Raw genomic sequence first — 18,997 nt, 5'->3', positions numbered from 1 at the left:
TGTTTTCGTGGTGGGCGCGGTGGACCGGTACGCAAATGTGCCGGCTCACTTCTGAAGCTGGCGCTATTAGGCACGAGCTATGAGGCACCGAGCTCAAGCAGGGGCCACCGCGCCCACCACGAAACCAGCGCCGTTGCCATGACGTGCCCATCCACCCCGGTCGCGGCAGCAGCCTGAACCACCTGGGCTATCGCCATCATGCAGCGCCACCACGAATCGGACACCACCCGCGATGCCGCAGGCGAGCAAACCGGCAGCGTCAGCAGCCCAGCCGAAGCCAACGCGCCCACCACGAAACCACCATCCCCCATAAAGTCTGAGCGCCCAGCCTTCTGCAAGAATCGCTTTCTTTTGGTTACTTTTCTTTTCGAGAAAAGAAAAGTGACACTTACATGTGTGCGAACGGGCTACCAAGCCCGCGCCGCTAGGCCCACAGTCCCAGGCGTACCCTGAATGCACACAAAAATCCAAAGAGGCCCAAGCCGCTAGGCCCACAGACTCAGGCGCACCCTGAATGCACACAAAAAATCCAAAGAGGCCCAAGCCGCTAGGCCCACAGACTCAGGCGCACCCTGAATGCACACAAAAATCCAAAGAGGCCAAGGCCAAGAGCCCACCCCTAAGCCACCCCCAACCTCTCCCTCAACTCCGCGATCTTCGTCCGGCTCACCGGTACCGGCGTGCGCTGGGCGTCGGCCATGACGAGTTGTATGCGCTCCTCCGATCGCACCACTTCCACCGCATGCGCCAGGCTGACGATATGGCTGCGGTGCACGCGCAGGTAGACGCTGTCGTCGAGCCGTGACTCGAGGTCGGTCAGCGAGAGGTTGGACAGGTAGTGCTCGTCCTTGGTCACGATGGTCGTGTAGTGGCCGTCGCCCTGGAAGCGGACGATGTCCTTCAGGTCCACCAGGATCACGCGGTTCTTCCGGTACACCGGGATCTTGAACAGCCGCCGGGGCGAGGCGGCGCTGCCGGCCGAAGCTGTCTGGTGCGGCTCGGTGGTGATGTCGGTGACGTCGTAGAAGATCATGCAGGTGCCGCATACACCGCTCGTGTCCGTCATCTTGGACACCTTGATGAGCAGCACCCGGTCGGGGATATTGATCATCATGGCCAGCGGCGGCGGGGACTTCACCGGGCAGCCGCTGGCGTCTTCGGACTGCAGCAGGAAGCGCAGCTTCTCGCGGCTTTTCTCCGGGTGCAACTGGACCACGTCGATGCCGATCAGCCGGTCCTGGCTGACGCCCAGCGACTGCTCGCTGGCCGGACCGAGGATCTGCAGCGCGACGTCATTGAAGGCGGTGACGCGGCCTTGCGCGTCGAGCCAGACGATGCCGGGATTGAACTGCTCCAGCTTGTGCTGGAACGTCTCGCTGCGGCGCGCCTCCGGCGGTGGCGTGGTGAACGGCGCAAGGCGGTCCATTGCTTGTCTCCAGGTCTGACGTCGGGCCATCGCGCGCCTGCGCGGCATTTCAGTTGTATGCCTCTGCCGTGGTTCGTGCAAGTTTCCCGGCGTTTGGCGCAGCACAGCCTTGCGTTCGGGAAGCCACATTGCTTTGCTGCGCTGCATTATGAAATGCTTCAGGAAACACAGCGATCCGCGCACGCCGCCGGACCGGCGCACATGGCGATGCCCATGCCGGCGCACATGCGGCGCACATGCCGGTGCACGTGGCCGCGCAAGCCAAGGAGACCAGCGTGATCCCTCGCCCCTTTGAATACCATGCGCCCAGGACCCTGCCTGAAGCGGTAGCGCTGCTGGAAGAATACGGCGACGGCGCCAAGCTGCTTGCGGGCGGGCACAGCCTGCTGCCGATGATGAAGCTGCGCTTCGCCGAGCCGGCCCACCTGATCGACCTGGGCAAGGTCGAAGGCCTGAAGGGCATCCGCGAGGAAGGCGGCGAGCTCCGCATCGGCGCGATGACCACCGAGAACGAGTTGATCTGGTCGCCCCTGCTGCAGGAAAAATGCCCCTTGCTGGTCGAGGGCGCGCGCCTGATCTCGGACCCGCAGGTGCGCTACCGCGGCACCATCGGCGGCGACATCTCGCACGGCGATCCCGGCAATGACCATCCGGCGCTGATGATGGCGCTGGACGCCTCCTTCGTGCTGGCCGGCAAGCTGGCCGAGCGCGTGGTGCCGGCAGACGGCTTCTTTCTCGGCACCTACATGACGCTGCTCGACCCGGGCGAAATCCTGACCGAGATCCGCATCCCGGTACCGGTGCAGGGAACGGGCTATTGCTACGCCAAGCTCAAGCGCAAGTCCGGCGATTTCGCCACCGCCGCCGCGGCGGTGATGCTGCGCCTGCGCGGCGAAACCGTGGAGGACGTGCGCATCGCGTTGACCAACGTCGCGCCCACGGCGATCCGCGCCAGCGATGCCGAGCAGAGCCTGCGCGGCAAGCCGCTCGACGATGCGGCCATCGCCGAGGCAGCGCGCCTGGCGATGGCGGTGTGCGACCCGGCCGAGGACCTGCGCGGCGACGCCGCGTACAAGACGGCCATGGCGGGCGAGATGACGCAGCGCGCGCTGCGCGTCGCTTATTCGCGGGCGGCGCACTGAGCGCCATATCCATTGTCGAACCCATTGCAGGCCCCAGCGGAGACCGGACATGATCAAGAAAGTGATGGTGTCGTTCAAGCTCAACGGCAAGGACACGGATGTGGTGGCGGAGCCGCGCGAACTGCTCATCCACACGCTGCGCGAGCGATGCCTGCACACCGGTCCGCATATCGGCTGCGAGACCTCGCACTGCGGCGCCTGCACGGTGGACATGGACGGCATGTCGGTCAAGTCCTGCACGGTGCTCACGGTGCAGGCCGAGGGTGCCCAGGTGCTGACGGTCGAGGGCCTGGCGCAGGGCGGCGAGCTGCATGCGTTGCAGGAAGCCTTCATGCAGGAGCATGCGCTGCAGTGCGGCTTCTGTACGCCCGGCATGCTGATGCGCGCGTACCGCCTCCTGCAGGAAAACCCCGACCCGAACGAAGACGAGATCCGCTACTGGATGGCCGGCAACCTGTGCCGCTGCACGGGTTACCAGAACATCGTGAAAGCGGTGCAGTATGCCGCCCGCAAGCTGCGCGGAGAAGCGGTCCAGACCTCGCATCCCTTGATGGACGAGGCAACGCACTAAACGCGGTCGCAAGGACGGGAAGAGGGCAACGCCGGGCGTGGACCGGTCCCGCCCGGAGGCTCAAGCAGACGCACGGAGACGCACCATGGGAACGATGACCGCCGAAGCCGAGCGCCTCGCCGCGCTGGAGGGCATGGGCTGTTCGCGCAAGCGCCGCGAAGACCCGCGCTTCCTGCAGGGCAAGGGCACCTATGTCGATGACATCAAGATGCCGGGCATGCTGTTCGGGGCGATGGTGCGCAGCCCCTACGCGCACGCCCGCGTGAAGAAGATCGACAAGTCGCGCGCGCTGGCGCTGCCCGGCGTGCACGCGGTGCTGACCGCCGACGACCTCAAGCCGCTCAAGCTGCACTGGATGCCGACGCTGGCCGGCGACGTGCAGGCGGTGCTGGCCGACGAGAAGGTCTGCTTCCAGAACCAGGAGGTGGCCTTCGTGGTCGCCGACGACCGCTACGTGGCGGCCGACGCCGCCGAGCTGGTGGAGGTGGAGTACGAGGAACTGCCGGCGCTGGTGGACCCGCACCAGGCCCTGGCGCCGGATGCGCCGGTGATCCGCGAGGACATTCGCGACAAGCAGGTGGGCGCGCATGGCGCGCGCCGGCATCCCAACCATATCTTCAACTGGAAGATCGGCGACAAGGACAAGACCGACCGCGCCTTCGACAATGCCGAGGTCACGGTGACGCAGGACATGGTGTATCCGCGCGTGCATCCGTGCCCGCTGGAGACCTGCGGCTGCGTGGCGTCCTACGACAAGGTGCGCGGTGACCTGACGGTGTACATCACCTCGCAGGCGCCGCACGTGGTGCGCACGGTGGTGGGCATGCTGTCGGCGATTCCCGAGTCGAAGATCCGCATTGTCTCGCCGGACATCGGCGGCGGCTTCGGCAACAAGGTGGGCGTGTATCCCGGTTACGTGGTGTCGATCGTGGCGTCGATCGTGCTGGGCCGGCCGGTGAAGTGGATCGAGTCGCGCGCCGAGAACCTCAGCAGCACGGCGTTCGCGCGCGACTATCACATGAAGGGCGAACTGGCCGCCGACCGCGACGGGCGCATCAAGGCGCTGCGCGTGAACGTGGTCGCCGACCACGGCGCCTTCGACGCCTGCGCCGATCCGACCAAGTGGCCGGCCGGCATGTTCCATGTGTGCACCGGCTCGTACGCCATTCCCAACGCCTTCGTCTCGGTCGACGGCGTCTACACCAACAAGTTTCCGGGCGGCGTGGCCTATCGCTGCTCGTTCCGCGTGACCGAGGCGGTGTACCTGATCGAGCGCATGATCGATGTGCTGGCGCTCAAGCTCGGCATGGACAAGACGGAGCTGCGGCTGCGCAACTTCATCCGCAAGGACCAGTTCCCGTATCTCACGCCGCTCGGGCTCGAATACGACTCCGGCGACTACGAGCCCGCGCTGCGCAAGGTGCTGGCCGCGGTGGACTATCCCGCGCTGCGCGCCGAGCAGGACGCGCGCCGCGCGGATCCCAAGGCCGAGTGGCTGATGGGCATCGGCGTGTGCACCTTTACCGAGGTCGTCGGCGCGGGGCCGTCCAAGGCTTGCGACATCCTCGGCATCGGCATGTTCGATTCCTGCGAGATCCGCGTGCATCCGGACGGCTCGGCCATCGCCCGCATGGGCACCATCACGCAGGGGCAGGGCCACCAGACCACCTATGCGCAGATCATCGCGTCGGAGGCCGGCATCCCGGCCTCGGTGATCCAGGTGGAGGAGGGCGATACGTCCACCGCGCCCTACGGGCTCGGCACCTATGGCTCGCGTTCCACGCCGGTGGCCGGCGCGGCGGTGGCGCGCGCGGCGCGCAAGATCCGCGAGAAGGCCCGGCTGATCGCCGCGCACCTGTTCGAGGCCGGCCCGGACGATGTGGAGTTCGACCTCGACCGCTTCGTCCTCAAGGGCTCGCCGGGCAAGTTCAAGACCCTGAAGGAGGTGGCCTGGGCCGCCTACAACAATGTGCCCGAAGGCATGGAGATGGGGCTGGAGGCGGTGGACTACTACGATCCGCCCAACTTCACCTTCCCGTTCGGCGCCTACCTGTGCGTGCTCGACATCAACCGCTATTCGGGCGAGACGCGCGTGCGCCGCTTCTATGCGCTGGACGATTGCGGCACGCGCATCAACCCGATGATCATCGAAGGGCAGATCCACGGCGGCCTGACCGAAGGCTTCGCGGTGGCGATGGGCCAGGAGATGCCCTACGACGAGGCCGGCAACCTGCTCGGCGCCACGCTGATGGACTACTTCGTGCCGACCTCGCTCGAGACGCCGCACTGGGACACCGACTTCACCGTCACGCCGTCGCCGCATCACCCGATCGGCGCCAAGGGCGTGGCCGAATCGCCGCACGTCGGCTCGATCCCGTGCTTTACCTCGGCCATGGTCGACGCCTTCGCCCACCTCGGGGTCACGCACATGAACATGCCCCACAACGCCTACCGCGTCTGGCAGCAATGCCGCGCGCTGGGCCTGGCGCAGCGCTGAAGCCCGGCCCGCCAACGCGCGCCGTGGCGCGCACGCATGCGAGGACAAGCAGATGAAAGTCGTGCTCGAAAAGGTCTTCCCGCTGGCATCCACGGCCGATGCCGCCTGGCAGTCGCTGCAGGACATCGAGGCGGTGGCCGGCTGCATGCCGGGCGCCACCATCACCGGGCGCGTGGACGACACGCACTACAAGGGCACCATCGTCGTGCGGCTCGGGCCGGCCACGATGTCGTTCAAGGGCGATATCGAAGTGCTGGGCCTGGACCCGGCGGCGCGCAGCCTGCACCTGGCGGGCAAGGGCGCGGACTCGACCGGGACTTCCGGCGCGTCGATGGACCTGCTGGCGACGGTGCGGCCCGGCGCTGGCGCGGCCTGCGAGCTGGCAGGCAGGAGCGAGGTGGCGATGAGCGGCAAGGCGGCCGCTTTCGGCGGGCGCATGATGAACACCGTGGCCGACCAGATCCTCAAGCAGTTCGCGGCCAACTTCGCTGCGCTGGTGGAGGCGCGGCAGGCACAGGTGGCCCCGGAGGTGGCGGGGGGCGCGGCCGAAGCCGACGCCGACGCCGCGCAGCCGGTGTCCAGTCGCGCGCCGGTGCCACCACTGGCCGCTGCTGCTGCGGCGCCGCCGCCGCCGCGCGCCGAACTCAACGGGCTGGCGCTGGCGTGGGCGGTGCTGCGCGACTGGTTGCGCGGGATCTTCTCGCGCAAGGCTGCCTGAGCCAGGGGTGATGCCATGCCTGTCGACCGCATGCCTGACGTGGCCGCGCTGCAACAGCGCCTGGCGCAGCACGGCTATATCGCCGAGCGCAGCTTCGCCGCCACCATGCTGCTGACCATGGAGATGCGCCGTCCGCTGCTGCTCGAGGGCGAAGCCGGGGTTGGCAAGACCGAGGTGGCCAAGACGCTGGCGCGGCTGCTCGACACGCGCCTGATCCGCCTGCAGTGCTACGAGGGGCTGGACGCGCATTCGGCGCTCTACGAGTGGAACTACCAGCACCAGCTGCTGGCGATCAAGCTGCTGGAGCATGACCAGCGCTCCGTGGCCGACAAGGAGCAGGACATTTTCTCCGAACGCTATCTGCTCAAGCGCCCACTGCTCGAGGCCATCACCGCCACGCCGGCGCCGGTGCTGCTGATCGACGAGATCGACCGCACCGACGAAGCGTTCGAGGCCTACCTGCTGGAGCTGCTGTCGGATTTCCAGATGTCGATCCCGGAGCTGGGCGTGATCCGCGCGACCGAGCGGCCCTACGTGGTGCTCACCTCCAACGGCACGCGCGAGATATCGGACGCGCTGCGCCGCCGTTGCCTCTACCAGTACGTGGACTATCCGAGCTTCGACAAGGAACTGATGATCGTGCGCATGCAGGTGCCGGACGTGCCGGAGGCGCTGGCGCGGCAGATCGTCGAGTTCGTGCAGGCAGTGCGCCAGATGGACATGCAGAAGCGCCCCGGGCTGGCCGAGACGCTGGACTGGGCCTCTGCGCTGCTGCGCCTGGGCGTGAGCGCGCTCGATGCCGACGGCGCCGAGCGGATCATGGATTCGCTGTCCGCGCTGGTGAAGACGCGCGCGGACCTGGCCGGGCTGGCGCGCCCGGTCGTCGAGAAGCTGGCGGCCTCATGCTGACCGCGTTGCCCGGCGCCGCGCAGGGCGCGCTCCCGCAGGACCTCGCCGATAGGCTGGTGTCGCGCTACACCGGCTTCGCGGGGTGGCTGCGCGCCAATGGCTTCCGCGTGGCCGGCCCGGACATGGCCGCCGCCATGGACGTGGCGCGCCGCATGGGGCAGCTCGACAGCGAGCTGCTGCGCTGGAGCCTGCGCGCGCTGCTGTGCTCGCGTGCCGAGGAGTGGCGGCGCTTCGACACGCTGTTCGATGCCTACTTCCAGCGGCCCAACCGCCGCGCGCTGGTGCAGGCGCAGACCGGCGGCGCCGGGCGTATCGAGCCGCGGCGCGAGGCCGGCCTGGGCGACGACAGCGAAGGCACCGCGCTGGCATCGGCCGGTGCCGACGCAGACATGGCGCAGGCGGAGGGCAGCGCGGCGGCGCGCGGCGCCAGCGCGGAGGCCTCGCTGGTGCACGCGGATTTCCGCCATCTCAACCAGCCCGACGCGCTGTTCGCCATCGACGACGCGATCCGGCGCTTCGCGCAGCGGCTGCGCGGCCTGCAGACGCGCCGCGAACGCAGCGCGATGTCGGGCCGCACCATCGACCTGGCCACCACCATCCGGCGCAGCGTGTCGCGCGGCGGCCTGCCGCTGGAACTGGCGTGGCGGCAGCGCCGGCGGCAGCGGCCGCGCATCGTGCTGCTGCTGGATGTGAGCCGCTCGATGAGCCTGTACAGCTTTTTCTTCCTGCGCCTGGCGCGCGTGCTGAGCGCGCGCCTGGCCGACGTGCACTGCTTCATCTTCCACACCACGCTGGAAAACGTGGGGCAGGCGCTGCGCGATCCCGACCCATGGCGCTCGCAGGAGCGCCTGGCGCTGTTGTCGGCCGGCTGGGCCGGCGGCACGCGTATCGGTGAAAGCCTCGAGGCGTTCTACCGCCGGCACGGGGCGGCCCTGCTGCATTCGCGCACGGCGGTGGTGATCGTCAGTGACGGCTACGACGCGGGGCCGCCCGGGCTGCTGCAGGAGGCCTTGCACAAGATGCGGCGGCGCTGCCGCAGGCTGGTCTGGCTTAACCCGCTGGTTGGCCAGGCGGGCTTTACGCCAGCGAGCGCCGGCATGTCGGCGGCACTGCCGTACGTCGACCTGCTGGCAGGCGCGCGCGACCTGGCGAGCCTGCAGCAGGTGCTGCCCCAGGTCTTGTCGGTACTGCAATGAACGACGCCATGGATCACGCCATGATGGATCACGCCATGAACCACGCTAGCAAAGACGAGACGAAAGACGCCACCGCGCAGGCTATCGACTGCGAAGCGCTCCTGCAACGCGAGCAGCGGCTGATCGAAGCCGCGTGTCCGTTCGCGGTCGTCACCGTGATCCGCGCACAGCCGCCTACCTCGGCCTGGGTGGGGGCGCAGGCGCTGGTGGAGGAGGATGGCTCGCTGCACGGCTGGGTTGGCGGCGGCTGCTCGCGCGCGATCGTGATCCAGGCCGCGCTCGAGACGATCCGCAGCGGCGGGCCCAAGCTGCTGCGCATCAGCAACGCGACCGCCCCGGCCGAAGCCGGCATCGAGATGCACGCCATGCCATGCGCGAGCAACGGCACGCTCGACGTATTCATCCAGCCGACCCTGCCACCGCCCGTGGTACTGGTACTCGGCTCCACGCCCACCGCGCTGGAGGCCTGCGTGCTGGCGCAGCGCATGGGGCTTGCCGTGGCGGCCGCGGCGAGCGTGACCGTGCCGCTGGCGGCGCTGGGCCTGAGCCGGGTGATCGACGGCTATGACCAGGAAGCCTTCGCCTTGCTCGCGCCGCGGCTGGTGCTGGTGGCCACCCAGGGCGATGCGGACGAAGACGCGCTGGAAGCGGCCCTGCGCAGCCCGGCCGCGGCCATCTTGCTGGTGGCAAGCCAGCGCAAGGCGCAGACCCTGCGCGAAGCCATGCGCCGGCGCGGCATCGCGCCGCAGCGGCTGGACGCGCTGCATGCGCCGGCCGGCCCGCATATCCATGCACGCACGCCGCAGGAGATCGCGCTTGGCGCGGTCGCGGGGCTGGTGGCATTGCGCCGGCAGCTGGAACAGGAACAGTGCGCCGGGGCCGCGGCGGCGAGCGTGGACGCGCCGCCGGTGATGTTGCCGTGCGAATCGATGGCGCCGGTCGGGCCGGGCGCGTCGGCGGTACCGCCACTGGCCCGCTACATCAACCCGGTGTGCGGCATGACGGTCGATATCGCATCGGCCCGGCATGTGGTCGAGTATGGCGGGCAGCGCGTGTATTTCTGCTGCGACGGCTGCAAGGTGGAGTTCGAGCGCGAACCGGAGAAATACCTGCCGGCGGCGCGGGGCGTGCGGGAGACGACGTGAGCGCGCATGCGGATGTGGCGCTGCCCGCCTTCTCTGCGGTGGTACTGGCCGCGGGCACGTCGTCGCGCATGGGTGGGCAACACAAGCTGCTGCTGCCGCTGGACGGCGAGCCGGCAGTCAGGCGCACCGTGCGCGCGGTGCTGGCCGCGCGGCCGCTGGAGGTCGTGGTGGTGACGGGATGCAAGGGCCGCGAGGTCATCGGCGCGCTCGCTGGCCTGCCGGTCGATTTCCAGCCGAATCCGCGCTACGAAGAAGGACAGATGACATCGGTGGCCGCCGGCGTGGCCGCGCTGCGCATGCCATGCAGCGTGGTGCTGGTGTGCCTGGCCGACCAGGTATTGCTGGAGCCGGCCGATTACCTGGAGCTGGTACGCGCCTTCGCGACGATGCCGCGCGGCTCGATCGTGGTGCCGGTGCACGCGGGGCAGCGCGGCAACCCGGTGGCGTTCTCTGCGAGCTATGCGGCCGAGGTGGTGGCGGGGCACGTGAACCCGGGTTGCCGCAAGCTGATCGCCGACCACCCGGACGAAGTCTTCGTCCACGAGGCCGGCCACGACCGCTTCACTACCGATATGGATACGCCCGAAGACTACGCGCGTATCGTGGAACGGCTTACTTCAGCATCTGCACCGAGCCGTTTACCGTCACCGTGACCTGCGCCTTGCCGCCTTCGACCGGCACCGGCGCCGAGTCCGCCATCATGGCCTTGGCCGCATACATGCGTGGCACCGGCTGCACCGCGCCGACATCGCCGACCTGCACTTCGCGGATCGAATAGCTGCTGTAGCCGAACAGCTTGGTGGTGGCGTCGGCCTTGCCGCGGAACGAGGCCACGGCCTGCTCGGTCAGCTTGGCCTCGGCTGCCTGGCGTGCTTCGCGCGAGAGCGAGAAGGCGATGCTCTGCACCTGCATCTGGCTGGAAAGCTGGCCGGCGAGCTTGGACACGGCGGTGAAATCGCGCGATTGCAGGATCACCTCGGCGCGCCCGCGCCAGGTGCTGATACGGCCGTTGCGGTCGGTCGACGGGTTGATGGAGAAGCCGCCCGATTCGGCCTGGACGCCGGAAGTGCGCCTGGCCTGCTCGATCACCTGCTTTGCCTTGGCCGACAGTGCCGAGGAGATCGCACCCGGCTCGGCGCCTTCCTGCTCGGCGGCAAGGGTCAGGTGGACCACGTCGGTGGGCACGTCGGTGGCGGCCTGGGCGGCCAGCGCCAGCACGCCGGCCGGCGCCGGATCGTGGGTCGGGACACCGCCCTGGGCGGATGCGACCATGGCGGCGGTACCGAGCAGCGTGGCGGCAAGCAGTTGTTTCATGTAGTTTCTCCCGTTCAGACGATGCGTATCAGACGCGTGGCGCAGGTGATCGTTCCGCTACGCGGGGCCAACGTTGTATCTGCATGTATCCGCCGGGCCGCTGCGCCGTGCTAGAACGCGTGCCAGGCCTTCCAGAACATATAGGCCGAGAGGCAGAACAGCAGGCCGGCGAAGACCTTCTTGAGCTGCGCCGTCCAGGCTGTGCGCGGTGCGCGCGCCCAGCGGCGCGGTCAGCACGCTGGCCACTGCGATCACCGCCAGCGCGGGCAGGTAGATATAGCCGAGCGAGCCCGGCGGCAGCCCGGCCTGGCCCAGGCCGCTCCACACATAGCCGATCACGCTTGCCACCGCGATCGGGAAGCCGAGCGCGGCCGACGTGGCCACCGCATTGTGGATGGGAACGTTGCACCAGGTCATGAACGGCACCGAGACAAAGCCGCCGCCGGCACCCACGAGGCTGGAGAGAAAGCCGATCACGCCGCCAGCGCCGAGCATGCCCGGCGTGCCGGGCAGCTGGCGGTGTGGCGCCGGCTTGCGGTTGCGCAGCATCTGCCACGCCGAAAAGCCGACGAACAGCGCGAACAGCAGCGACAGCCAGCTCGTCTTGAGCGCGGCAAAGACCTTGCCGCCGCCGATCATGCCGCCGACCAGGATGCCTGGCGCCAGCGCGAGCACCAGCCCCCAGCGCACCATGCCGCGCTTGTGGTGGGCGCGCACGGAGGACAGCGAGGTAAACAGGATGGTCGCCATCGAGGTGGCGATCGCCATATGGACGATGGCCTCGTGCGGGAAGGCCATGTACGTGAACAGCAGCGTGAGGAAAGGCACCATCAGCATGCCGCCACCGACGCCGAGCAGGCCGGCGCAGAAGCCAGTAAAGGCACCGAGCAGCAGCAGCCCGGGAATCAGGGAGAAGCTCATGAAGCGGATTCGACCTTGTTGGTGTTATTGATGTTTTTGGTGTTGCTGGCGTCGAAGCGCCGGGGCGCGGCCGGTGTGGCGGGTGTGACCTGAGTGACCTGAGTGGCCCGGGTGATGCCGGGGGCTGGGGGTGCGTGTAGCTGTGCGCGGCTCAACCCATCAGCCGCGTGGTGATGAAGCGCCATTCGGCAGGCGTCACCGGCGTGATGGACAGGCGGTTGCCGCGGCGTAGCACGGCCATGTCCGCGAGTTCCTCGTGCGCGCGCAGGTCGGCCAGCGAGATCAGCGCGCTCTTGGAGACGTAGCGCACATCCACCAGCATCCAGCGCGGCGCGTCGGCTTTGGCGGCGGCATCGTAGTAATCGCTCTTGGGGTCGAACTGGGTGGGGTCGGGGTAGGGCTGCGAGCTGACCTCGGCCAGGCCGGCGATGCCGGGCTGCGGGCAGGAGGAGTGATAGAACAGCACGCCGTCGCCGATGCGCATGGCGTCGCGCATGAAATTGCGCGCCTGGTAGTTGCGCACACCGGTCCAGGGCAAGGCGCCGCGTTCGGCAAGGGTATCGATGCTGGCCTCGTCCGGTTCCGATTTCATCAGCCAGTACTGGCGGGCCCGGTCGGCGGCAGTGGCTTGCGAGGATCGGCTCATTGGCTTGTGGCTCACGGCGGAGTGGCGTTGGCGACAGCGCTATGGTGCAGCAAGCCCGGCCAAAAGAAAACCATGCGGGAAACGATGCGGAAAATCATGCGGAAAACCAGGCACGCCGGCAGTTCTCGCGCGCGCCGGAGCTCCCTGCGCAAATGCATGCCGCCGCGTGGCGGCATCGCGAGCCCGCGCGCAAGGAGAGCGCAAAAAGGAAACGCAAAAAGAAAAGGGCGGTGGTCTGAAACCACCGCCCTTTGTAGGGGTCCCCGCCTCGGCCGCTGGATCGGCATCCTGAACCCAAGTGAGGTTCAGAGTGGCTGCGGAAGCCGTATTTTGGGTACATCACTGAATCAGGGAGTCCGAAGACTATGAACCAAGCGACGCGCTCGCCCACACGGCATTGTCCCGCACCAACAAATGCTTATCGGTTCAAGGAATATGATCCTGACGAACCAGGCAGGGAAACTGTCAAACGTCTGACTTTTTTTGCTGCCGGACCAGATACTTCCGCAGGCTGTCAGACGTTTGCCGTTTCTAACTTGGATGGGATGAAAACGGCGGTCAGGCGCGATAACCCGACCTAAGGTGTCGCGACTATGTGGCTTTGCGCGACTTGGCTCCACTATACACCTCTGGGCTTTTCATACCAAGCCCGTCTTGGCGCGTCGTTACATTTTGCCGGCGCGCGCGGCACCTCGGGCACATCGTGGCGTTCCTGCCGCAATACCTGTGCCGTGCGGGGCACCGCGCCATGCGGGCGCGCACCCGAACCCGCGTTCAGCCACGCGAGACCGGCGCGTTGGTGCCCACGTGGGCGTACTGGCGCAGGGCCTCGTCGGCGCGTTCGTTGAGCTCGCGGATACGCGCGCGCACGGCGTCCACCGGGATGGTGCCGTCTTCCTGCTGCTTGCGCTTGAGCGATAGCAGGTCCGAGGCGATGCTGATCGCGGCCATCACGGCGACACGTTCCACGCCCTTGGCGGAAACGCCGCCCTTGAGGCGGGTCATCTGGTCGTCTACCAGGGCGACGGCCTCGAGCAGCGCGGCCTCGTTGTCGGGCGCGATGGCGAAGCGGTAGGACTGGCCGGCGATGTTGACTTCGACTTGCTTGTTGCTCATGCGTTTTCTCCGGGTGCCTTGGTGTGGGCGCTGTCAGCGGTATGGGCGCTGGCCGCGTGGCCGGCCGAGTCGCCGTCGCCCAGCAGGTCGAGCTGGCGGGCGTCGCTGGCGGTGGGGAGTTTGTCGAGGATCGACTGGATGCGCAGCTGCGCTTCCTCGATCTTGATATTGAGCAGCTCGCGGTCGGCTGCCATGGCCTCGCGATCGCCGCGCAGCTGGCTGGCTTCGGCCTGCAGGCGTTCGATCTCCTCGCGCAGGCGCTGGTTCTCGGCGGCAAGGGTGTCGGCGTGGTGCAGCACGCGTCCGATCTTGGCGGCGAGTTGTTCGAGTTCGTTGAGCATGGAGCCTGTCATATCTAGGGTCTCGGGTTTTGGGATTCTAGCCCAAGCGCTATCGGGCGGATGGCGAAAGCAGCCCGGTGTGACCGGGCCAGCGCGCCGAAGTTGCACGCAACGTCGCCCAACGGGCGCCGTGGCGGCCATTTTCTGCCCGCTTCCGCGCGTTTGCGCCTGGCTTGGGGGATGCCGGCGGGCGTCATTGACGCTCGCCTTGAAACTGCCTACACTCGCGCACGTTCCAGGTGCTCGCAGTTCTGTTCACTACAGGGTTGCAGTTCAACGGGAAACAGGGAGCCAGCCTGCGCCGCCAGGGCGCAGGCGTGCCAACCTGTGCTGCCCCCGCAACGGTAAGCGACCGCGATCGCAAGAATCGCAGGGCCGGCCCATCTGCCACTGAACCGCAAGGTCCGGGAAGGCGGTCGGACCAGTGTCGCCAGCCCGGATACCGGCCTGAACGAGAGTGCGCCACTTTCCGCAGGAGCAGTGGCGCGCTTCATCGCCAGACGGTCCGCGGGGGAACGGACCAGGCTGCTCTCTCCCTCTTCGCATCATGCGCTCATCGTCTTCCAGGTCGAGCCGCCCGGCATTGCCGGCGTCCCGCCAGTCCACCCACGCACTTGTCCTACGGCCTTTGCCCGTCGCGCTGCTTGCCTTGCTCGCCGCCGGCGCGCCCGGCCTTGTCCATGCCCAGTCCGCCCCGGAGCCCGTGCCGGAACCCGCGGCGCAGCCTGCCGCCGCGCAGCTGACGCCGGTAGTGGTCACCGCCACCCGCACGGCCCAGTCGCTGACCGAGGCGCTGCCGCACACCACCGTGGTGACGCAGCAGGACATCGTCAATTCGCAGGCGCTGGACCTGCGCACGCTGCTGCGCTCGCAGGCCGGCGTGGAGTTCGCCACCAACGGCGGCCTTGGCGCCAACACCAGCCTGTTCATGCGCGGCGCCAACTCCAACCAGACGCTGATCCTGATCGACGGCGTGCGCGTTTCCTCGGTCAGCAGCGGCACGGCCCAGCTGGCCAATATTCTGCCCGACCAGATCGACCATATCGAAGTGGTGCGGGGCAATGTGTCGGCGCTCTACGGCTCGGACGCCATTGGCGGCGTGGTGCAGATCTTTACCAAGAGCGGCGCCGGGCAGCCCCCGGCGGCCAATGCGCAGATCGAGTATGGCAGCAACAATACGCGGCAGGGCACGGCGGGCTACGGCGGCCAGATCGGCGATACCTCGTTCAATATCACCGGCTCGGCCATCAAGACCGACGGCTTCTCGTCGGTCAACACCCAGCAGCAGCCCAAGGCCAATCCCAACGACAACCCGTACGACAACAAGAGCGTATCGGGCCAGGTCAAGCACCGCTTCACCAGCGACTGGGATGCGGGAGTGACGGCCTACTATTCAAAGAGCAAGCTGTCCTACGACAGCACCACGGGAAAGCCCACCGACGTCTGGTGGATGAACAGCGAGCTGTACACGGTATCGGGTTTCGTTAACGGCAAGCTGGGCCGGGACTGGAGTACGCATTTCAAGGTGGCGCAGAGCGAGGACCGCAGCAACACCACCAAGAACGGCCTGTTCGACAGCCGCTTCAATACGCGCAACCGCCAGTACACCTGGCAGAACGAGTACGCACTGGCGCCCACGCATACGCTGCTGTTCGGCGCCGAGTACGCGCAGCAGGAACTGGATTCCAGCGCCTACACCGCGCCCGTGCGCAATATCGCCTCGGTGTTTGGCGGCTACGATGGCCGCCTGGGCAAGCACCAGCTGCAGCTCAATGTGCGCAACGATCACTACTCGGACTTCGGCAGCCAGGCCAGCTACTTCGCGGGCTACGGCTATAACCTGACCGATGCGTTCAAGCTGATTGCCAATGCCAGCAACGCATTCCGCGCGCCCACCTTCAACGAGCTCTATTTTCCCAACTTTGGCCAGCCCGGCATCAACCCCGAGCGTGCCAAGTCGGTCGAGCTGGGCGCGCAGTACAGTACCGACAGCGCCGGCCTGCTGCGCGTGACCGCGTTCCAGACCCGCTACGACAACCTGATCACTTCGGCGCTGCAGCCCAACGGCCTGTTCCTGGCGCAGAATATCAACAAGGCCAAGGTGCAGGGCATCGAAGCCTCGTGGCGCGCCAGGCTGATGGGCACCGATGTCGGCGCCAGCGTGACGTTCCAGAACCCGGTGGACGAGCAAAGCAATACGCAGCTGCTGCGCCGCGCGCGCCGCCATGCCGCGTTCGACGTGGGCCGCCAGTTCGGTGACTTCCGCTTCGGCGGGGAGTGGATCATTTCGTCGGCGCGCATGGACAGCGGCTCGCGCACCCTGGGCGGATACGGTATCGTCAACCTCAATGCCCGCTACAACATCGACAAGCAATGGTTCGTCGCCGCCCGTGTGGAAAACCTGTTCGACAAGAACTACCAGCTCGCCTACCCGTACAACACGCAGGGGCGCGCCGGCTTTATCACGCTGGGATGGCGCCAGCGCTGATGGCGGCGGCCTGAGATGCGGCGCGCGCTTGCCGTCTGGCTGATGCTCGCCGCCGCCGGCGTGGCGGTGTTCCTGCTGTCGCTGGCAGTGGGCAGCGTGTCGCTCAGCGGCGCCCAGGTGTGGGGTGCGCTGGCCGGCGGCAGCACCGATACCGCCAGCGCCATCGTGCGCGAGCTGCGCCTGCCGCGCGCGGCGGCGGCTTTCGCCTGTGGCGGCCTGCTGGCTCTCACCGGCGCCCTGATGCAGGTGCTGCTGCGCAATCCGCTGGCCGAACCCTATGTGCTGGGCGTGTCCGGCGGCGCGGCCACCGGCGCGCTGGGCGCCATGCTGATGACGTGGCCGCTGTGGACGGTGCAGGCCGGCGCCGCCGGCGGCGCGCTGTTCTCGATGGTGCTGGTGGCCACGCTGGCGCGGCGCGACCTGTTGCATCCGCAGGTACAGGGCGGCCATCACGAGGCGGGCTCGCGCCTGTTGCTGACCGGCGTGATCCTGGCCGCTGGCTGGGGCGCGCTGATCACGCTGATCCTGAGCGTGGCGCCCGAGGCGCGCCTGCGCGGCATGCTGTTCTGGCTCACCGGCGATCTCGGCGGCACCGCCAGCTATGGCCTCGTGCTGGGCGCGCTGGTGCTGGCGGTGCTGCTGGTCATGCCGCTGGCCCGCTCGCTCAACGCCATGCTGATGGGCGAGACCGTGGCGCAGGCGCTCGGCGTGCGCGTGGGCGCGGTGCGCATGGCGGTATTCGTGCTGTCCTCGGTGGCGATCGCGGTGGCCATCACCGCGGCCGGCTCGATCGGCTTCGTCGGCCTGGTGGTGCCGCACCTGGTGCGGCTGGCGTGGGGCAACGACCAGCGCCTGCTGCTGCCCGCGTCGGCCCTGCTGGGCGGCGCGCTGCTGATGGCGGCCGACCTGGTGGCGCGCACGGTGATCGCGCCGGCGCAGCTGCCGGTGGGCGTGATCACGGCGCTGCTGGGCGTGCCCACCTTCCTCTTCTTGCTGCTGCGCAGGCCGCGCTGACGCTCATGCCGACCTGGAACGAACCTGCCTCGAACTGTCCCACGCTGGCGCTGCAGGCCTTGCAGCTGCGGGCGGGCGCGCGCGCGCTGCTCGATGGCCTGAGCCTGTCCGTGCATGCCGGCGAGCTGTGGTGCGTGGTTGGCCCGAACGGGGTCGGCAAGTCCACGCTGATGTCGGTGCTGGCCGGGCTGCGCAAGCCCGACGGCGGTGCCGTGCTGCTCGACGGCCGCGCGCCGCCGGAGATCGCGCCGGCGGCGCTCGCGCTGCAGCGCGCCTACCTGCCGCAGGCGGTGAGCGATACCTTCTCGATGACCGTGCGCGATGCGGTCGCGGTGGGCCGCCACCCGCATCTCTCGGGCTGGGGCTGGGCACGCCGCGAGGACGACGCCGTGGTCGCCGCGGTGATGCGCGAGCTGGATCTCGATGCGCTGGCCGCGCGCGACGTGCTGACCCTGTCCGGCGGCGAACGCCAGCGCGTCTCGCTGGCCGCCACGCTGGCGCAGCAGGCGCCGCTGCTGCTGCTCGACGAGCCGGCCGCGCACCTGGACCTGCGCCACCAGATCATGGTGCTGGACACGCTGGCCGGCCTGGCGCGGGCCGGCCGCCACGCCGTGGTGGTGATCCTGCACGACCTCAACCTGGCGCGGCGCTATGCCACCCACGCGCTACTGCTGGCCGAGGACGGCCTGTGCCTGCATGGCCCCGCGGCCGACGTCCTCACGCCGGCGAACTGCTCGCATGCGCTGCGCACCCCCATCGTCAGCGTCAGCGACGGCCGGCATACCGCGCTGATCGCGCACGGCGCCTTTCATCCGCTGCATGGCGGACCTACCGGACAAGACGGAACCTCATCATGAACGAACCCCAATCCGGCGCCGCATCCGGCGCCGCATCCGGCGCCGCATCCGACGCCAATCCCGCAACCGGCGACGCCGGCCGCGACGAACGCCACAAGACGCGCATGGCGCGCAAGAAGGACGTGGTGGACGCCAAGATCGCCGCCGCCCGGGACGAGCGCGGCGTGATCGTCATCACCACCGGCAACGGCAAGGGCAAGTCCAGCTCCGGCTTCGGCATGGTGGTGCGCGCGCTCGGCCACGGCATGCAGGCCGCCGTGGTGCAGTTCATCAAGGGCGCGATCCCCAGCGGCGAGGAAATGTTCCTGCGCCGCTTTCCGGAACACTGCGCCTTCCACGTGATGGGCGAGGGCTACACCTGGGAGACCCAGGACCGCGCACGCGACGTGGCCAAGGCCGAAGCCGCGTGGGAGGTGGCGCGCGGGCTGCTGCGCGACCYGGCCGTCGAGCTGGTGCTGCTGGACGAGCTCAATATCGCGCTCAAGCTGCACTACCTGGACGTGGACACCGTGATCGCCGACCTGCGCGCCCGCCCGCCGATGCAGCATGTGGTGATCACCGGCCGCGGCGCGCCGCAGGCGCTGATCGACGCGGCCGACACCGTGACCGAGATGACCCCGGTCAAGCACGCGTTCAAGCAGGGCATCAAGGCACAGCGCGGCATCGAAATGTAGGCGCCGCTCGCGCTATCGATCA

The 18,997-nt window shown here is 68.3% G+C and carries 18 protein-coding genes, 1 other RNA gene, 1 pseudogene and 1 riboswitch; of the genes and pseudogenes, 13 read left to right on the top strand and 7 right to left on the bottom strand.

Annotated elements, in window-relative coordinates:
• Window positions 1-619: 619 nt before the first annotated feature.
• Window positions 620-1,426, bottom strand: coding sequence for a LytTR family transcriptional regulator DNA-binding domain-containing protein (locus AB4Z48_RS36765; RefSeq protein ID WP_441623225.1), 807 nt, complete (start codon window positions 1,424-1,426; stop codon window positions 620-622).
• 275 nt (window positions 1,427-1,701) lie between these two features.
• Here AB4Z48_RS36765 and AB4Z48_RS36760 point away from each other — a divergent pair, with 275 nt between their 5' ends.
• The 8 genes from AB4Z48_RS36760 (at window position 1,702) to AB4Z48_RS36725 (ending at window position 10,257) form a co-directional block, all read left to right on the top strand.
• Window positions 1,702-2,568, top strand: coding sequence for an FAD binding domain-containing protein (locus AB4Z48_RS36760; RefSeq protein WP_441623223.1), 867 nt, complete (start codon window positions 1,702-1,704; stop codon window positions 2,566-2,568).
• 49 nt (window positions 2,569-2,617) lie between these two features.
• Window positions 2,618-3,139 (top strand): (2Fe-2S)-binding protein, encoded by a 522-nt coding sequence (locus AB4Z48_RS36755; protein WP_441623221.1) that lies wholly within the window; start codon window positions 2,618-2,620, stop codon window positions 3,137-3,139.
• Between the two features lie 85 nt (window positions 3,140-3,224).
• Entirely contained in the window at window positions 3,225-5,636 is a 2,412-nt protein-coding gene (locus AB4Z48_RS36750) for an aerobic carbon-monoxide dehydrogenase large subunit (RefSeq protein ID WP_441623219.1), read from the top strand.
• 52 nt (window positions 5,637-5,688) lie between these two features.
• Window positions 5,689-6,354, top strand: a complete 666-nt coding sequence (locus AB4Z48_RS36745) for an SRPBCC family protein (RefSeq protein WP_441623217.1) — start codon at window positions 5,689-5,691, stop codon at window positions 6,352-6,354.
• Window positions 6,355-6,369: 15 nt separating this feature from the next.
• Window positions 6,370-7,263 carry an AAA family ATPase gene (locus AB4Z48_RS36740; protein WP_441623215.1) on the top strand — a complete coding sequence of 298 codons (894 nt, stop codon included), beginning with the start codon at window positions 6,370-6,372 and terminating at the stop codon, window positions 7,261-7,263.
• Complete coding sequence (locus AB4Z48_RS36735; protein WP_441623213.1) at window positions 7,257-8,459, top strand: vWA domain-containing protein; 1,203 nt, start codon at window positions 7,257-7,259, stop codon at window positions 8,457-8,459. The genes AB4Z48_RS36740 and AB4Z48_RS36735 overlap by 7 nt, the downstream gene beginning before the upstream one ends.
• Before the next feature lie 35 nt (window positions 8,460-8,494).
• Window positions 8,495-9,604: an XdhC family protein gene (locus AB4Z48_RS36730; RefSeq protein ID WP_441623211.1), complete on the top strand. Its 1,110-nt coding sequence runs from the start codon at window positions 8,495-8,497 to the stop codon at window positions 9,602-9,604.
• On the top strand, window positions 9,601-10,257 hold the full coding sequence (locus tag AB4Z48_RS36725; RefSeq protein WP_441623209.1) for a nucleotidyltransferase family protein: 657 nt from the start codon (window positions 9,601-9,603) through the stop codon (window positions 10,255-10,257). Before AB4Z48_RS36730 ends, AB4Z48_RS36725 begins: the two co-directional genes overlap by 4 nt.
• Here the strand turns inward: AB4Z48_RS36725 and AB4Z48_RS36720 are convergent.
• From AB4Z48_RS36720 to AB4Z48_RS36710, 3 genes and pseudogenes are all read right to left on the bottom strand, one after another.
• A complete protein-coding gene (locus AB4Z48_RS36720; RefSeq protein WP_441623207.1) occupies window positions 10,217-10,918 on the bottom strand; it encodes an SIMPL domain-containing protein in 702 nt (233 codons plus the stop codon). The genes AB4Z48_RS36725 and AB4Z48_RS36720 overlap by 41 nt on opposite strands.
• Window positions 10,919-11,028: 110 nt before the next feature.
• A pseudogene (locus tag AB4Z48_RS36715) lies at window positions 11,029-11,839 on the bottom strand (sulfite exporter TauE/SafE family protein).
• A 151-nt stretch (window positions 11,840-11,990) separates the two neighbouring features.
• Window positions 11,991-12,485: an EVE domain-containing protein gene (locus AB4Z48_RS36710; protein ID WP_441623205.1), complete on the bottom strand. Its 495-nt coding sequence runs from the start codon at window positions 12,483-12,485 to the stop codon at window positions 11,991-11,993.
• A 41-nt stretch (window positions 12,486-12,526) separates the two neighbouring features.
• On the opposite strand from AB4Z48_RS36710, the gene AB4Z48_RS36705 reads away from it, so the two are divergent.
• Entirely contained in the window at window positions 12,527-12,724 is a 198-nt protein-coding gene (locus AB4Z48_RS36705; protein ID WP_441623203.1) for a hypothetical protein, read from the top strand.
• A 17-nt stretch (window positions 12,725-12,741) separates the two neighbouring features.
• Here AB4Z48_RS36705 and ssrS read toward each other — a convergent pair.
• From ssrS to AB4Z48_RS36690, 3 genes are all read right to left on the bottom strand, one after another.
• Window positions 12,742-12,948, bottom strand: a non-coding RNA gene (gene ssrS, locus AB4Z48_RS36700) — 6S RNA.
• A gap of 311 nt (window positions 12,949-13,259) precedes the next feature.
• The gene (locus AB4Z48_RS36695) at window positions 13,260-13,601 is read right to left on the bottom strand and encodes a cell division protein ZapA (RefSeq protein ID WP_441623201.1); all 342 of its coding nucleotides are present in this window, start codon (window positions 13,599-13,601) and stop codon (window positions 13,260-13,262) included.
• Window positions 13,598-13,942, bottom strand: coding sequence for a hypothetical protein (locus AB4Z48_RS36690; protein WP_441623231.1), 345 nt, complete (start codon window positions 13,940-13,942; stop codon window positions 13,598-13,600). Before AB4Z48_RS36690 ends, AB4Z48_RS36695 begins: the two co-directional genes overlap by 4 nt.
• Window positions 13,943-14,161: 219 nt before the next feature.
• Window positions 14,162-14,407, top strand: a riboswitch (cobalamin riboswitch).
• A gap of 82 nt (window positions 14,408-14,489) precedes the next feature.
• Between AB4Z48_RS36690 and AB4Z48_RS36685 the strand changes: the two genes are divergently transcribed.
• Genes AB4Z48_RS36685 through cobO form a run of 4 tightly spaced genes read left to right on the top strand, consistent with a single transcriptional unit; the run spans window position 14,490 to window position 18,975 of the window.
• Window positions 14,490-16,430: a TonB-dependent receptor plug domain-containing protein gene (locus AB4Z48_RS36685; RefSeq protein WP_441623199.1), complete on the top strand. Its 1,941-nt coding sequence runs from the start codon at window positions 14,490-14,492 to the stop codon at window positions 16,428-16,430.
• A gap of 15 nt (window positions 16,431-16,445) precedes the next feature.
• On the top strand, window positions 16,446-17,444 hold the full coding sequence (locus AB4Z48_RS36680; protein ID WP_441623197.1) for a FecCD family ABC transporter permease: 999 nt from the start codon (window positions 16,446-16,448) through the stop codon (window positions 17,442-17,444).
• A 5-nt stretch (window positions 17,445-17,449) separates the two neighbouring features.
• Window positions 17,450-18,301 carry an ABC transporter ATP-binding protein gene (locus AB4Z48_RS36675; RefSeq protein WP_441623195.1) on the top strand — a complete coding sequence of 284 codons (852 nt, stop codon included), beginning with the start codon at window positions 17,450-17,452 and terminating at the stop codon, window positions 18,299-18,301.
• Window positions 18,298-18,975 carry a cob(I)yrinic acid a,c-diamide adenosyltransferase gene (gene cobO / locus AB4Z48_RS36670; protein WP_441623193.1) on the top strand — a complete coding sequence of 226 codons (678 nt, stop codon included), beginning with the start codon at window positions 18,298-18,300 and terminating at the stop codon, window positions 18,973-18,975. The genes AB4Z48_RS36675 and cobO overlap by 4 nt, the downstream gene beginning before the upstream one ends.
• The last annotated feature ends 22 nt before the right edge of the window (window positions 18,976-18,997 follow it).

Origin of the sequence: Cupriavidus sp. 2TAF22 (assembly GCF_052115045.1) — a bacterium.
Classification (GTDB): domain Bacteria; phylum Pseudomonadota; class Gammaproteobacteria; order Burkholderiales; family Burkholderiaceae; genus Cupriavidus.
This window is presented reverse-complemented; position numbering and strand designations above follow the sequence as displayed.

Coding starts and splice junctions, on each gene's coding strand:
- AB4Z48_RS36765 (WP_441623225.1), bottom strand. CDS start 1,426: ATGGACCGCCTTGCGCCGTTCACCACGCCACCGCCGGAGGCGCGCCGC.
- AB4Z48_RS36755 (WP_441623221.1), top strand. CDS start 2,618: ATGATCAAGAAAGTGATGGTGTCGTTCAAGCTCAACGGCAAGGACACG.
- AB4Z48_RS36750 (WP_441623219.1), top strand. CDS start 3,225: ATGGGAACGATGACCGCCGAAGCCGAGCGCCTCGCCGCGCTGGAGGGC.
- AB4Z48_RS36745 (WP_441623217.1), top strand. CDS start 5,689: ATGAAAGTCGTGCTCGAAAAGGTCTTCCCGCTGGCATCCACGGCCGAT.
- AB4Z48_RS36740 (WP_441623215.1), top strand. CDS start 6,370: ATGCCTGTCGACCGCATGCCTGACGTGGCCGCGCTGCAACAGCGCCTG.
- AB4Z48_RS36735 (WP_441623213.1), top strand. CDS start 7,257: ATGCTGACCGCGTTGCCCGGCGCCGCGCAGGGCGCGCTCCCGCAGGAC.
- AB4Z48_RS36730 (WP_441623211.1), top strand. CDS start 8,495: ATGAACCACGCTAGCAAAGACGAGACGAAAGACGCCACCGCGCAGGCT.
- AB4Z48_RS36720 (WP_441623207.1), bottom strand. CDS start 10,918: ATGAAACAACTGCTTGCCGCCACGCTGCTCGGTACCGCCGCCATGGTC.
- AB4Z48_RS36710 (WP_441623205.1), bottom strand. CDS start 12,485: ATGAGCCGATCCTCGCAAGCCACTGCCGCCGACCGGGCCCGCCAGTAC.
- AB4Z48_RS36705 (WP_441623203.1), top strand. CDS start 12,527: ATGGTGCAGCAAGCCCGGCCAAAAGAAAACCATGCGGGAAACGATGCG.
- AB4Z48_RS36695 (WP_441623201.1), bottom strand. CDS start 13,601: ATGAGCAACAAGCAAGTCGAAGTCAACATCGCCGGCCAGTCCTACCGC.
- AB4Z48_RS36690 (WP_441623231.1), bottom strand. CDS start 13,942: ATGCTCAACGAACTCGAACAACTCGCCGCCAAGATCGGACGCGTGCTG.
- AB4Z48_RS36685 (WP_441623199.1), top strand. CDS start 14,490: ATGCGCTCATCGTCTTCCAGGTCGAGCCGCCCGGCATTGCCGGCGTCC.
- AB4Z48_RS36680 (WP_441623197.1), top strand. CDS start 16,446: ATGCGGCGCGCGCTTGCCGTCTGGCTGATGCTCGCCGCCGCCGGCGTG.
- AB4Z48_RS36675 (WP_441623195.1), top strand. CDS start 17,450: ATGCCGACCTGGAACGAACCTGCCTCGAACTGTCCCACGCTGGCGCTG.